Origin of the sequence: Microbacterium halimionae, from assembly GCF_011761265.1 — a bacterium.
Classification (GTDB): Bacteria; Actinomycetota; Actinomycetes; order Actinomycetales; family Microbacteriaceae; genus Microbacterium; species Microbacterium halimionae.
In genome coordinates, this window is sequence record NZ_JAAOZB010000002.1 from 1028300 (window position 1) to 1041398 (window position 13099).

The following is a 13099-nucleotide window of genomic DNA, read 5'->3' on the forward strand; positions in this document are numbered from 1 at the left end:
TGGCCGGAAGACAGGCTGAGATCAGGCGTTGAAGTCATCGATCCCGAGGATGTCGAAAATGTAGATGAGCGATTGTTCGAGACCTGAAGCGGGGTCGGACGGAACAACGAGCATGACCTGCGAACCGACCGGCTGCCCGACGAGAGCATCAGCAATTTCTGCGGGCACAGTCGACATGTCGAGCGCTTGCGGCGCCGCACCCCAGCTGGTCTGTTGAACTTCACGGGTGTCCCAGTCGACGCTCGTGTAGTTGACAAGGATGGAGTCATCGGCGGCCACTTCTGCTCCGTCGCCGCGAATAACTACCTCCGAAACGGCTGCGTCGGGCACAGCCGCGTCGTGGTCTGGGAAGCTGATACCGGGCTGGCCGTTTGGCGCCCGCACGACCGTAGGAAGCCCCCGGCCCTCGGCGAACTGTTCTGTTCCTTCAGCCTTCGCAAGGTAAACCTTCTGAACATCAACAACGGCTACAAGCGCCTCGTCTTCGCCGAGGCCCAAGCTTTGCGCCGAGTCGGGGGCGATATCGTCGCTCGCCAAAACAGCCACCACGCGTGATCCACCCGTTGCACACTCGAGAGCAGGTTCAAGACCGGGCAGTGCCCCGTAAAGACTGGATACGATAGCTGGCTGGTTGCCAGAACTGGCGTACTCGGTCGTGGCGACTACTTCGCCCGTGACTCCGTCGAGTAAAACAAAATCAAGAATCGCCGCTTGGGTGTCTGAGACCAGCGTGGGACCCTCTTCTCCTCGCGCAATATCGACGAATTCCGTCTGGGATGTGTAGACGGGTGTTCTCACATCAATGTTCGGCTCGGAGCCACCCTCACCGGTGACAGTCACGAGGTCGGTCGCGGCGGTAGACGAACTCTGCTCGCGAGTGCAAGACGCCGAGCCATTAGTTGACGCGGCGGATGAGCACCCCGTCAACGCGATAGCGAACAGACTTACGGCGGCAACAACTGCGGGAAATCTACGCACGATTTCAGTCTAGAGTCGCGGCGCTGTCATCCGCATCACGAGCGATCCGCGCGCCGTCCGCCGCGCGTTGCGCTTCACGCACGCGCTTACGAAGGTTTTTGTCGGTGATCTCGCGATCGCCGACAGCTCCCGGAGTCCACACTTCGACGTCTTCGTCGCCGTAGCTTGTCTTCGACGCTCGTTTCTTTCGTTCCGGAACCACGGTTCCAGGAGCGAGGCGCCGCGCACTAATGAGGAAGCCTGTGTGCGCCACCATTCGATGATCCGGGCGTACAGCGAGGCCGTCTACGTGCCAACCACGCACCATCGTTTCGTTCGCCTCGGGCTCGGTGAACAGACCAGTGGCGCGCAAATACTCTGCTGTGCGGCTCAACTGGGTGGCAGTAGCGACATAGCAAAGAACGACACCGCCCGGCGTCAATGCACTGGCGACCACATCGATGCACTCCCACGGCGCAAGCATGTCGAGCACGACACGATCCACAGAACCATCGGGCATCGTTTCAGGCAGTGCCGCAACGAGATCACCAATCACCACATCCCACTGCGACGGCACTTCGCCGAAGAAGGTCTCGACGTTGGCACGCGCGACATCCGAGAACTCTTCGCGTCGCTCGAACGAAACGAGGCGTCCATCAGCACCGACAGCACGCAGGAGTGAGAGTGAAAGCGCACCAGAACCGACGCCTGCTTCAACGACCACCGCGCCGGGAAAGATGTCTGCATGCACGACAATCTGCGCTGCATCCTTCGGATAAACGATGGCAGCTCCACGCGGCATTGACATCACGAAGTCGCGTAGTAGCGGTCGGAGCGCGAGATATTCCTGATCGGAGCTGTTGCGCACAACCGAACCATCCGGAAGGCCAACAAGTGCATCATGCGGCAACACACCGTGGTGTGTGTGAAGCTCGCCACGCTCGCGAAGAGTGATCGTGTGCATTCTGGCTTTCGGCCCGGTCAGCTGCACGCGATCACCGTAACGAAAGGGGCCGCTGGGGCGCTGAGTAGACACTAATTAATTTCCTTGCTCGACGCATGCGCCGTATGAAGATCGGTGATGTCGGCAACCGTGCGCCCGTCGAGAGACGGCCACAGCGCGTGAGCGCCGACTCCCGTGAGCGAAACCATATGTGGAACGCCAAGAGATACGGTGCCGGCCGCGATCGCTGAACGCAGCCCGTTCGGTGAATCCTCGATCGCTACAGTGCGGGCCGGATCAACACCCAGCGCCGCGCATGCCTGCAGATACGGATCGGGGAATGGCTTAGGTCGATCGACATCGTCGCCAGCGATCACAAGATCGAAAGCATCGAAGTCGATCAAGTCGACAACGTGCGTCGCCATCCTTCGCAGTGACATCGTCACGAGCGCTGTCTTGATCCCGGCGGCGCGAAGGCCGAATAACAGCTCCCGGGCGCCGGGACGAAACGGCACCCCATCCGTTGACAGCCGATCAATCACGTTGTCCGTCAAACGAGTCACGATCTCAGTCGTAGGTAGCCGAACGCCAGCCGATTGCAAGATGCGCGCTGCGTCATCAAGTCCGAGTCCCACGAGGCTCAGTGCCTGCTCGTGATTCCAGGTTCCGCCGAAGCTCTCAACCAGTGGAGTCTCCGCTGCCATCCAGTATGGCTCCGTGTCGACAAGAGTGCCGTCCATGTCCCAAAGCACGGCGGCCGGCAGTGAAGAAGTCATCCCGCAATGCTATCCGGCGCGATTCCATCCATCAGTCGCGTCCGCCGAGACGACGTGCCCATGTACGCCTATCCTTGAGGGACCCGTTCGACGGGAGAAAGGGTGGTCGCGTGGACGGACTTGGTCATCGTGTGCTGGTCACAGCATTTGATGGATGGAATGACGCTGGTGAGGCAGCTTCTGCTGCCATGAGCCTCCTGCAGAAGGATGATGCTTACGAGCCAGTCTTCTCTGTCGACCCCGAACTCTATTTCGACTATCAATACACCCGCCCGCACATCCACACCGATGCCGACGGCGGCCGCAGCCTGCACTGGCCCGAGACGACTCTCCTGCGGCCTAGGAATCCAGGTCGTGGCACTCAACTTTGGCTCCTCACCGGCGTTGAACCAGCGCGCTCGTGGCAAGCGTTCGCCGCGGAACTCACCGACGTCGCGTTGCGCGAGGACATCACCGGCGTTGTATCGCTCGGATCGATGATGTCGGACGTTCCCCACACCCGACCCATCACGATTTTTTCTGGCAGTGAGAACGAGCGACTCCGCACTGAGCTATCGCTCGAACGCAGCAGCTACGAGGGGCCGGTCGGGATTCTCAGTGTGCTGAGCGAAGCGGTCGAAAAAGTTGGTATCCCCACGGCAAGTTTGTGGGCGAGTGTTCCCCACTACGTGGCGGGACATACCCCGTCGCCCAAAGCCACTCTCGCGTTGCTCGACCGGCTTGAAGATCTCACTGGCGTCCAGATTCCCCGTGGAACGCTTCCGACAGAGGCGGCTGCATGGGAAGCGTCCATTGACGCCGCGGCGGCAGACGACGAAGAAATGACGGAGTACATCCGCGGCCTCGAGCAGACTCGCGATACCTGGGACTCCCCCGATGCATCTGGTGATGCGATCGCGAAAGAATTCGAGCAGTATCTGCGTCGACGCGGTGAAGGTCCCGGCAAGCCCGGGCGTGACGATCCCCGCCGCTGATCAAGCCGCGGTGAGCTGGGCATGCGCCCACCGCATAGCTCTTAGGCCTGGATGACGCCGAGGCTCAGCAATACCAGCAGAGTTGATCCGAGAGCCACCCGGTAAATCACGAACGGCAAGAAGCTGCGCTTGGATATGTAGCTCATGAAGAACGCAATCACGCCGAGAGCGACAACGAACGCGATAACCGTCGCGACAAGTGTTTCCGGAAGCGAGTAGACGCCCGGCTCATCCCAGCTCTTGAAGAGCTGGTAGAAACCGCTACCGAATACCGCAGGAATCGCGAGGAGAAAGGCGTATCTCGCTGCGGCCGCACGCTCGTAGCCCATAAACAGCCCGGCAGTAATTGTGCCTCCCGAGCGAGATACGCCCGGAATCAATGCGAGCGCTTGTGCGCCGCCATAGATCAGGCCGTGCGGCACGGTGATATCGGCGAGCTTGCGCTTTTTCGCACCCACATGGTCGGCGATCCCAAGCAATACGCCAAACAGAATCAGCATGGCCGCTACCAACCAGAGCGATCGAAAGACGGTTTCAATCTGGTCTTGAAATCCAAGCCCGAGAACCACAATCGGGATCGACCCGATGATGATGAGCCAGCCCATTCGCGCGTCAGGGTCGTGCCGCGGCACTCGACCAACCAGCGACTTGAACCAATGCGAAATTATTCGAACGATGTCACGCCAGAAGAAAATCACCACGGCGGTTTCGGTACCGATTTGCGTGATCGCGGTGAACGCAGCACCGGGATCTTGAGCATTCGGAAGGAACGTGCCCACTATCCTCAGGTGTGCGCTCGACGACACCGGAAGGAACTCTGTCAAGCCCTGAACCAGCCCCAAGAACATCGCCTCGAGAAAATGCATATCGGGCCTTTCAGTAAGTCCGAAGAAGATCAGTCAATACGCGCTGACCGAAAACTAGCGCATCAATAGGCACCCGCTCGTCAACACCATGAAACATGCCTGTGAAGTCGAGGTCGGCAGGCAGCCGCAGCGGCGCGAACCCATAACCAGCGATTCCGAGAGCCGACAAGGCCTTGTTGTCAGTTCCGCCGCCCATCAGGTACGGGATGACAGGTACATCAGGATCGTGACGCTCAAGCGACGCGACCATCGCTTCGACGATTTCTCCAGCGAACGGCACTTCGAGTCCGATGTCCTGGTGCACTATCTCGATCTCGATGTCGGGGCCGATGATCCGCCTTATGTCGGCAAGGGCCGCGTTCTCCGTACCTGGAAGCACTCGGACGTCGATGAGGGCTTCAGCGCGATCGGGGATGACGTTGTGCTTGTATCCCGCAGTAAGCCCGGTCGGGTTAGTTGTGGTTCGGAGTGTCGACCGAAGAAACGGAGCTGCAGGACCCGCACCAAGCGCGAGAACATCCGGATCGTCAGTGGGAATGCCGGTAAGACTTGAAAGCCCATCAAGGAGCTGGGTTGTCGTCTCCGTGAGGCGGATCGGCCACTCAGTCCTCCCCAATGCTACGACGGCCTCCGAGAGGCGGGTGAGAGCGTTCTCGGGGTGCAACCGGCTTCCATGGCCCGCTCGCCCTTTCGCAACAAGACGAATCCACATGAGCGCCTTTTCGCCGACCTGCAGAAGGTAAGCGCGGCGATCGCCAGCAGCAATCGAATAACCGCCAACTTCGCTGATGGCTTCGGTTGCGCCTTCGAACCACTCCGGGTGTTGGGCAACGACGAGGCCTGATCCTTCGACTCCACCATTTTCTTCATCAGCGAAGAACGTAACGATGATGTCGCGCTCTGGTTGATCCCCAGATCGCAAAATTTCTCCGACAGAAGTCAGGATCATGGCATCCATATCCTTCATGTCCACCGCACCGCGGCCCCACAGCATGCCATCGCGAATCTCTCCCGCGAATGGATCGACGCTCCAGTCCTCTGCGATGGCAGGCACAACATCGAGGTGTCCGTGCAGCACCAGAGCGGGCTTTGAGGGGTTCCTACCTCGGATACGCGCGTGAACGTTCGTTCGCCGGTGAATCGGCTCGAACACGTTGACTTCAAGACCCAGCGATTCGAGATATTGCGTCACGTATTCGGCGGCCTCACGCTCGCCGTTCGCGCGACCCCCACCGAAGTTTGTGGTGTCGAACCTAATGAGGTCCCGCGCAACGCGAGCGACTTCAGGAAGATTGGACTCTGGCTCAGGGACGAATGCCGCGGGGTTGGACATGGCATCAACGCTACCCGCTGAGACTGGGGTCCTACGCACAGCACCGACGGTCCTCATTCAACCGCGGCTGGCGTTCTCGAGTCGCTCAGGTTCGTGATAGCGTTGTTCCTCGGTTGCGAAACCAAAAAAACAATGCGCGGGTGGCGGAATAGGTAGACGCGCTAGCTTGAGGTGCTAGTGCCCTAACGGGCGTGGGGGTTCAAGTCCCCCCTCGCGCACATTGTGGAAAGGCCCTCGATCTGAAGTTTCAGATCGAGGGCCTTTTTTGTTTTGCATGATTATTACTACGCCGAAACTCCAAAGAGCAATCCGAGAACGTAGGTAATCGCTGCTGCTCCAAAACCGATCGCCAACTGTCGCAGTGCGCGCGCGAGCGGCGGTGCGCCCGAAAGAAGCCCAACGGCCGCGCCGGTTGCCATGAGCGCAATTCCGACGAGCAAAAGCGCCACGACAACAGCGAGAAGTCCTTCGGCACCGAAAATCCATGGCACCACGGGGATAATCGCGCCGGAGGCGAAGAAGAGAAAGCTTGAGGTCGCGGCGCCAAAAGCGCTCCCGACTACGTCATGACTATCAACGCGCTCTGTCGGGCGCCGATAGGGCACCGAGCTGTCGGCACTCCGCGCCTTTTCTAGTTCAGCGTTCGCACGTGACAACGACTCTTCTTCGCTCATTCCGCGTGTGCGATACACCAGCGCTAGTTCATTGGCATCCAAATTCAGGTCTGGTAATACAGCGTCGACGTCGTTGTTGGGCTCGGTTGACTCGAGCAGCTCTCGTTGCGAACGTACCGAAACGAACTCACCCGCGCCCATCGATAGCGCGCCAGCCAGAAGCCCAGCGATGCCGCTGAAAAGCACAAACTGTGGTGCGACACCGGTGGCCCCGATGCCCATGACAAGCGCGAGATTGGATACGAGACCATCATTCGCACCAAACACTGACGCGCGGAATGTGCCCGAAAGCCTCCTGCGCCCCTTTGCTGCGAGTCCCCTGACAACCTCGTGGTGCACTTTTTCGTCAGCGCTCATCTCTGCAGTGGCGTGCGGATCATCGTCGTATGGCGACCGCGCTTCCGCGTTTTGCGCCAACGCTAGAACGAAGATCGATCCGAATCGTGCAGCTGCCCATCCCAGAAGCCGGGTCGACATCGAAGCTCGCGGCAGTTTTCTTGGCTCGCCGCCCAGCAGCTCCACCCAGTGCGCCTCGTGACGCCCTTCTGCGGCAGCGAGGGCCAGCAGGATGTCCCGCTCCTCGCCCTCTCGGCGACGCGCGAGTCCCGAGTACACAGCTGCTTCGGCGCGCTCGTTAACGAGGTACTTCGCCCATCTACGCCGATCGCGCGCTTTCGACACGCGTAGCGATGCATCATTCACAACTGTCCTCCTAGACGACTCCAGCTTTCGAGAGTAATCAGGCGGGAACTCCGCTGCAGTTCGGTCTACCGAACTGCAGCGCTATGAACGAACACGCGAGCGCAGGAGTTCGATGCGCGCTTGGAGCTGGGCGACTGTCGCGTGTGACACGGCGGGGCCTCCGCATACGCGACGCAGCTCGGCGTGGACAGCACCGTGTGGTTCACCGCTTTGACGTGCGTAAAGCCCCACAAGACTGTTCAGCAATTGGCGTTGTTCTTTCAGCGTGCGATGGAGCGGCTCGGGAAGCGAGGATTCGTCCTTCGGCTGATCTGATTCCGACTCGAGCGCCTCGCGCTCACTCCGATGCTTACCTTGGCGGGCCTGCCGCTGCATGAGGAGTTCGTGGACGTGCTCAGGTTCAAGAAGGCCCGGTAGGCCCAAAAACTCTTCTTCTTCGGGCGTGCCCGGAACAGCGAGCTGGCCGAACTCCTTGCCATCAAACATGACGCGGTCAAAGTGCGCGAGAGAGCCGAGGGCTTGATAGGCGAACTCTTGGGTAAGCGCGTCGGAGGCCGAATCTTCTCGCTCCGCCATGTTCATGGCGTCCTCGTCGAGCCCCCACTCTTCATCGCCATCGCCGTCGCGATCGAGTGCGTGGTCTCGCTGACGCTCCATTTCGCCTGCAAGCGCCAGAAGGATCGGGACGTTCGGCAAAAATACGCTCGCAGTTTCGCCCCGGCGCCGTGCGCGCACGAAGCGGCCGATCGCTTGCGCAAAATAGAGCGGAGTCGACGCGCTCGTCGCGTACACACCAACGGCGAGCCGCGGCACGTCCACTCCCTCCGACACCATGCGGACAGCCACCATCCATCGTGCATTAGAGGCTGAGAACGTCTCGATACGACTCGACGCTTCAGCTTCGTCCGAGAGCACCACTGTTGGCGCCTCGCCGGTCAGCTTCTCCAGAATGGCTGCGTAGGCTCGCGCCGCTGTCTGATCGGTCGCAATGATGAGGCCACCTGCGTCCGGAATCTGCTCACGAACCTCAGTCAGGCGCCTATCAGCGCTTCGAAGAACCGCTGGAATCCAATCACCGTCGGGGTCCAGAGCTGTGCGCCAGGCCTGCGACGTAATATCTTTCGTGTTGTCTTGGCCAAGATGAGCTTCCATCTCGTCGCCTGTTTTTGTTCGCCACCGCATTTTTCCGGCATAGACAAGAAACATGACGGGTCGCACCACTCCGTCTTCGAGGGCGCGGCGATACCCGTACGCATAATCCGTGCGGGAAACCCGGATGCCGTGTGCATCAGGGTGGTACTCAACAAAAGGAATCGGCGCGGTATCACTGCGAAATGGCGTACCCGAAAGAAGGAGACGGCGTGTTGCTCTTGCATAGGCTTCACGCAGCGCGTCGCCCCAGCTGAGCGCGTCTCCCCCATGATGAACCTCGTCGAGGATCACAAGGGTGCGCGCGTTGAGAATCAACGCTTGGTGAACAGCAGCCTTCGTCGCCACTTGCGCGTAGGTCACGGCAACACCGTGGTACTGGCGTGAGGGCATCGAATGCCGGTTGCTGAAGTTAGGGTCTAGGCGAAGAGACACCCGAGCCGCGGCGTCAGCCCACTGCGTCTTGAGGTGCTCCGTTGGAGCCACAACCACGAGCCGATCGACGACACCACGTCTGAGAAGTTCGGTCGCTAGTCGGAGTGCGAAGGTCGTTTTTCCGGCGCCGGGTGTGGCAGCCGCAAGAAAATCGCGCGGCCCTTTGCCGACGCCATCCGGTCCGTCGAGCGCGAAATACTCATCAAGGGCCTCTGCCTGCCAGGCGCGAAGGCGCTGCGCTGTACCCCACGGGGCGCGCTGCGGGTACGACGGTGACAGGTGCTCCGCCGCGAAGCTCCCGATGTGATCGGAATCGGATGCCGCAGAATTCGCCGCGCTGAGGGTATCGCTGGCGAGAGATTCGTCGTCCACCGCACTTCCTCTCCAGAACTAGAGCGCAACCATCAACGATAGGCGACACAACCGACATCGCCTTAGGCTGTCGACAAGATCGACACTCGCAACGGCGGGTTTCTGAAGTTGAGGAGGCACCATGTCGAGCGAATCGGATACACCCCAGTCTGTGCCCGTGCCAGAGAACCAGGGTGCTCACCCATGGCGTCGATACGTCGCACTCGGTGATTCATTCACCGAAGGGATAGGCGATCCCATTGCTGGGTCCCCAGGAAGTCACCGCGGTTGGGCCGATCGTGTCGCAGAGGTGCTTGGCTCTCAGGTGCCCGACTTCGCATACGCGAATCTTGCAGTCCGCGGCAAACTCATCGCGCAGATCATCGCCAACCAGGTCGAGCCGGCAGTTGCATTGAAGCCGGACCTCGTCACATTCTGCGCGGGCGGCAACGACGTGATCCGTCCAGGAACGGACCCCGACGACATCGCCGCGCAGTTCGAAGACGCGATAGTCCGCTTGACGTCGTCCGGTGCCACGGTCGTCGTGTTCACGGGCATCGATACCGCGTTTACTCCCGTATTGCGAGCATTTCGCGGAAAAGTGGCGATCTACAACGAAAACGTCCGCGCCATCGCCGAAAAATATGACTGTGTGGTCGCCGATCAGTGGGCGTTGAAAGAGATTCAAGATCCACGATTCTTTGCGGACGATCGCCTACATCTCAACGCACTTGGGCACCACGAAGTTGCGCGCATGGTCTTGCGGGCGCTTGCGGTTCCGAACGATCTGAGACCGATGCAGCCTGACCCCTACCCCACGCGAACCTGGCGTACAGCTCGCTCAAACGACCTGGTGTGGGCGCGCACGCACCTCGTACCGTGGGTGTTGCGTCGACTCAGGCATCAATCCTCGGGTGACACTGTGACGGCTAAGCGGCCGGATGCGTCGCCGTTCAACATCCCGCCTAGCCCGTAAAGCGATGGTTAATCGCCGCGCACTGCAGTCCGAAACGCAGGTCTCAGCGCCCACAAGGCCACCGCACTCGCGGCAGCGACGTTGAGCGAATCGACTCCCCCGAACATCGGAATCGTCACGATTGTGTCGGCCGCAGCCAAAGCGTGTCGACTTAATCCGTCGCCCTCGGAGCCCAGCACCACAGCGACGGCGGGTGGTGGCGATAGCGCGAACTCCTCAAGTCCGACAGCTCTCTCGCTGAGAGCGAGAGCCGCGATGTGGAAACCAGCGTCATGAAGCTCTGATGCTGCAATTGGCCACTCCGGCAGCCGCGTCCATGGCACTTGGAAAACAGTGCCCATGCTCACACGGACACTTCGCCGATAAAGCGGATCAGCGCACCGAGGACTGATCAGCACAGCGTCTGCTCCGAGACCAGCAGCGGCCCGGAACGCGGCCCCAACGTTTGTGTGGTCGACGATGTCATCAAGTACGACAACCAAACGTGCGCCTCTCACCACATCGGCCACCGAGTCGATGACTGGGCGGTGCATCGACGCCAACGCGCCACGATGCACCGCGTATCCAGTCAAGTCTTCTGCGACCTCTGGCTCTACCACGTAGACCGTTGTTTCGTCGGGCAGGAGCGTTTCGATGTCAGGCAGCCACTTCTCCTGCACGAGAACCGATCGCGGCGTGTGCCCGGCACGAAGCGCGCGGGCGATTACTTTTGCAGACTCTGCGATGTACAAACCGCCCTCTGGCTCAAGCACGCGCCGCAGCACCACATCAGTGAGGTCGCGGTAGTCCGCCAGCCTGGGATCGCTGCCGTCGGAGACGTGTTCTACCTGCATTAAAGTGCCTTCTTTTCGACGGTCGATCGCGGGATGCACGGCGCCTCGTAACATCACGGCAACTCGTCCAGCGTAGAGTCGAAGTGACGGAGGAGGTGAGCGCCGTGACCGTCCTGTCCGGATTTGATACTGAAACGACCGCTCTCGTTGGTCGTGCCATAGACGCCCTCGCGGGCCGAAAAGTCGCGATAGTTACCGGCGCTGGCGTCTCCACGGACTCAGGAATCCCTGATTACCGCGGGAAAGGCGCTCCGACTCGCACGCCCATGTCTGTGGATCAGTTTTTTTCCAGTGAGGATGCGCGCCGCCGATACTGGGTCGGCAGCCATCTGGGTTGGCGCTCATTTTCGTCAGCGCAGCCAAATAGTGGGCACCGCGCCATTGCCGAACTTGAGACGCAGGGCATCGCGACCGGCGTTGTTACGCAAAATGTTGACGGCCTCCATGTGCGAGCTGGGAGCAGACGTGTCGTTGAGTTACACGGCACCATGCGGCGTGTTTTTTGCACCCGGTGCGGTCAAGTCTTCGATCGACGTGACGTCGCTGTGCGGGTCGAGCAAGAGAATCCATCGCTTCACCTGGACGCCGACATTCCGCTTGGCCCGGACGGCGACGTTCTCCCAGAAACGGTGGAAGGCTTCGTCATACCCGTGTGCACTATCTGCCGAGGCATGCTTAAACCCGATGTCGTGTTTTTCGGTGAGTTCATTCCCGCAGAAAAGTTCCGAGAGGCCGAGCAGCTCGTCGCGACAAGCGAAGCGCTGATTGTTGCTGGATCATCGCTAGTGGTAAATTCGGGCATTCGTCTTGTCGAGCGAGCACGCCGACGGAAGTTGCCAATCGTCATCATCAATCGAGGCGAAACGCGCGCAGACTCGAGAGCGACCGTCAAAATCGATGGCGGCGCCAGTGATGTTCTACAAGCGCTCGCAGTCGCTCTCCCGGCGTCTCACTGAGGACAGAGGCCGTAAGCTCATTGAGTGACATATGTGACTCTCGTGCGGCACGGCGAAACCGAATGGAACCGAGCGCTTCGCGTTCAGGGAACAACGGATATTCCTCTCAATGACACCGGACGCGCACAGGCACTTCAGGCAGCTGTCGCTCTTCGCGGGGCGCTGGGCGAGGGCCCGGTGTTTCTCGCCTCAAGCGATCTGTCGCGCGCGCGAGAGACAGCGGAAATCATCGGCTCGGAGCTCGGCCTCGAGGGCCCACGTCAGTACCCCGGCCTCCGGGAACGCGCTTACGGCGAGGGCGAGGGCCTCACTGCTGCCGAATTTGCTGAACGCTGGGGCCCGTGGCACAGTGCGGATGTTCCTGGCTCCGAGAACCGAGACGACCTACGAGAGCGCGCAGTGCGCGGACTACTCGAAGTCGTAGAGCACAGCCGTGCAGAGTCATCTCCTGCGGCGATTCCAGTCATCATCGTCTCGCACGGAGCCCTCATTCGAGAGGTTATACGTCACGCCACTGGGGGTTTACTGCCGCCTGACGGGTCGCGCCTGGCGAATGGTTCGCAGTGGCACTTTCTCGTGGAACGTGACCGCCTTCGTTTCCTGGCAGACGACCTTGTTTTCGCATAACCAGTTGTTACGTTTCGCGTCCGTCTCTTTGCCGCCGCTGCGGGGATCCACCGCGTGCTAAGGTCTCGCAGCATGGCACCGCTCGACCACGTCGACCTCGAACTGCTCGCTGCACTATCCTGCGATCCACGGGCGACCGTCGTGGCACTTTCTGATCGACTCGGCATGTCGCGAAATACTGTACAGGCGAGGATGGCACGCCTCGACAAGGCGGGGGTTTTTTTGTCGTACGAGCGTTCGATATCGTCGCGCGCGCTCGGGTTTCCCATTGAGGCGTTCATCAACGTCATCCTGCGACAAGCAGCACTCCCCTCGATCACGGCAGAGCTCGCCCGCATTCCCGAGGTCCTTCAGGCCCACGGCCTCAGCGGACAGGTTGATCTGCTCGTACGAGTAGCGTGCCGAGACACACAACACCTCTTTGACACGGACGCACGCATCCTCTCGATCGAAGGTGTCGATCGCACAGAGACGTCGCTGGCAATGGGAGAAGTGATCGACTATCGGCTTTCGCCTCTTATCGAGATGGCTCGAGCTGACGAGTAGA

At 60.3% G+C, this 13099-nt stretch carries 13 protein-coding genes and 1 tRNA gene; 6 read left to right on the plus strand and 8 right to left on the minus strand.

Features of this window, described 5'->3' with window-relative positions; all coding sequences use genetic code 11:
* Positions 1–21 precede the first annotated feature (21 nt).
* The 3 genes from FHS06_RS12695 to FHS06_RS12705 are packed head-to-tail and all read right to left on the minus strand — an operon-like array spanning position 22 to position 2676.
* Positions 22–978 carry an FKBP-type peptidyl-prolyl cis-trans isomerase gene (locus FHS06_RS12695; RefSeq protein ID WP_167049816.1) on the minus strand — a complete coding sequence of 319 codons (957 nt, stop codon included), beginning with the start codon at positions 976–978 and terminating at the stop codon, positions 22–24.
* A 4-nt stretch (positions 979–982) separates the two neighbouring features.
* The gene (locus FHS06_RS12700) at positions 983–1993 is read right to left on the minus strand and encodes a tRNA (adenine-N1)-methyltransferase (protein ID WP_167049818.1); all 1011 of its coding nucleotides are present in this window, start codon (positions 1991–1993) and stop codon (positions 983–985) included.
* Positions 1993–2676: an HAD family hydrolase gene (locus FHS06_RS12705; protein WP_167049820.1), complete on the minus strand. Its 684-nt coding sequence runs from the start codon at positions 2674–2676 to the stop codon at positions 1993–1995. The genes FHS06_RS12700 and FHS06_RS12705 overlap by 1 nt, the downstream gene beginning before the upstream one ends.
* Positions 2677–2786: 110 nt before the next feature.
* Here FHS06_RS12705 and FHS06_RS12710 point away from each other — a divergent pair, with 110 nt between their 5' ends.
* Positions 2787–3650 (plus strand): PAC2 family protein, encoded by an 864-nt coding sequence (locus FHS06_RS12710; protein ID WP_167049822.1) that lies wholly within the window; start codon positions 2787–2789, stop codon positions 3648–3650.
* A 41-nt stretch (positions 3651–3691) separates the two neighbouring features.
* Here FHS06_RS12710 and FHS06_RS12715 read toward each other — a convergent pair whose 3' ends face one another.
* The gene (locus tag FHS06_RS12715; protein ID WP_167049824.1) at positions 3692–4516 is read right to left on the minus strand and encodes an undecaprenyl-diphosphate phosphatase; all 825 of its coding nucleotides are present in this window, start codon (positions 4514–4516) and stop codon (positions 3692–3694) included.
* Between the two features lie 10 nt (positions 4517–4526).
* On the minus strand, positions 4527–5849 hold the full coding sequence (locus tag FHS06_RS12720) for a M20/M25/M40 family metallo-hydrolase (RefSeq protein ID WP_167049826.1): 1323 nt from the start codon (positions 5847–5849) through the stop codon (positions 4527–4529).
* A gap of 134 nt (positions 5850–5983) precedes the next feature.
* Between FHS06_RS12720 and FHS06_RS12725 the strand changes: the two genes are divergently transcribed.
* A tRNA-Leu gene (locus FHS06_RS12725) sits at positions 5984–6067 on the plus strand.
* A gap of 66 nt (positions 6068–6133) precedes the next feature.
* On the opposite strand, the gene FHS06_RS12730 is transcribed toward FHS06_RS12725, so the two are convergent.
* Positions 6134–7225, minus strand: coding sequence for a VIT1/CCC1 transporter family protein (locus FHS06_RS12730; RefSeq protein WP_167049828.1), 1092 nt, complete (start codon positions 7223–7225; stop codon positions 6134–6136).
* Between the two features lie 81 nt (positions 7226–7306).
* Complete coding sequence (locus FHS06_RS12735; protein WP_310734847.1) at positions 7307–9112, minus strand: DEAD/DEAH box helicase; 1806 nt, start codon at positions 9110–9112, stop codon at positions 7307–7309.
* Positions 9113–9302: 190 nt separating this feature from the next.
* On the opposite strand from FHS06_RS12735, the gene FHS06_RS12740 reads away from it, so the two are divergent.
* Positions 9303–10136, plus strand: a complete 834-nt coding sequence (locus FHS06_RS12740) for an SGNH/GDSL hydrolase family protein (RefSeq protein WP_167049832.1) — start codon at positions 9303–9305, stop codon at positions 10134–10136.
* A gap of 8 nt (positions 10137–10144) precedes the next feature.
* Here the strand turns inward: FHS06_RS12740 and FHS06_RS12745 are convergent, their stop codons facing one another.
* Positions 10145–10969, minus strand: coding sequence for a TrmH family RNA methyltransferase (locus FHS06_RS12745; protein ID WP_167049834.1), 825 nt, complete (start codon positions 10967–10969; stop codon positions 10145–10147).
* Between the two features lie 104 nt (positions 10970–11073).
* Here FHS06_RS12745 and FHS06_RS12750 point away from each other — a divergent pair, with 104 nt between their 5' ends.
* The 3 genes from FHS06_RS12750 (at position 11074) to FHS06_RS12760 (ending at position 13098) form a co-directional block, all read left to right on the plus strand.
* Positions 11074–11925 carry a Sir2 family NAD-dependent protein deacetylase gene (locus tag FHS06_RS12750; RefSeq protein ID WP_167049836.1) on the plus strand — a complete coding sequence of 284 codons (852 nt, stop codon included), beginning with the start codon at positions 11074–11076 and terminating at the stop codon, positions 11923–11925.
* A 24-nt stretch (positions 11926–11949) separates the two neighbouring features.
* On the plus strand, positions 11950–12552 hold the full coding sequence (locus tag FHS06_RS12755; RefSeq protein WP_167049838.1) for a histidine phosphatase family protein: 603 nt from the start codon (positions 11950–11952) through the stop codon (positions 12550–12552).
* A gap of 72 nt (positions 12553–12624) precedes the next feature.
* Entirely contained in the window at positions 12625–13098 is a 474-nt protein-coding gene (locus tag FHS06_RS12760) for an Lrp/AsnC family transcriptional regulator (protein WP_167049840.1), read from the plus strand.
* The last annotated feature ends 1 nt before the right edge of the window (position 13099 follow it).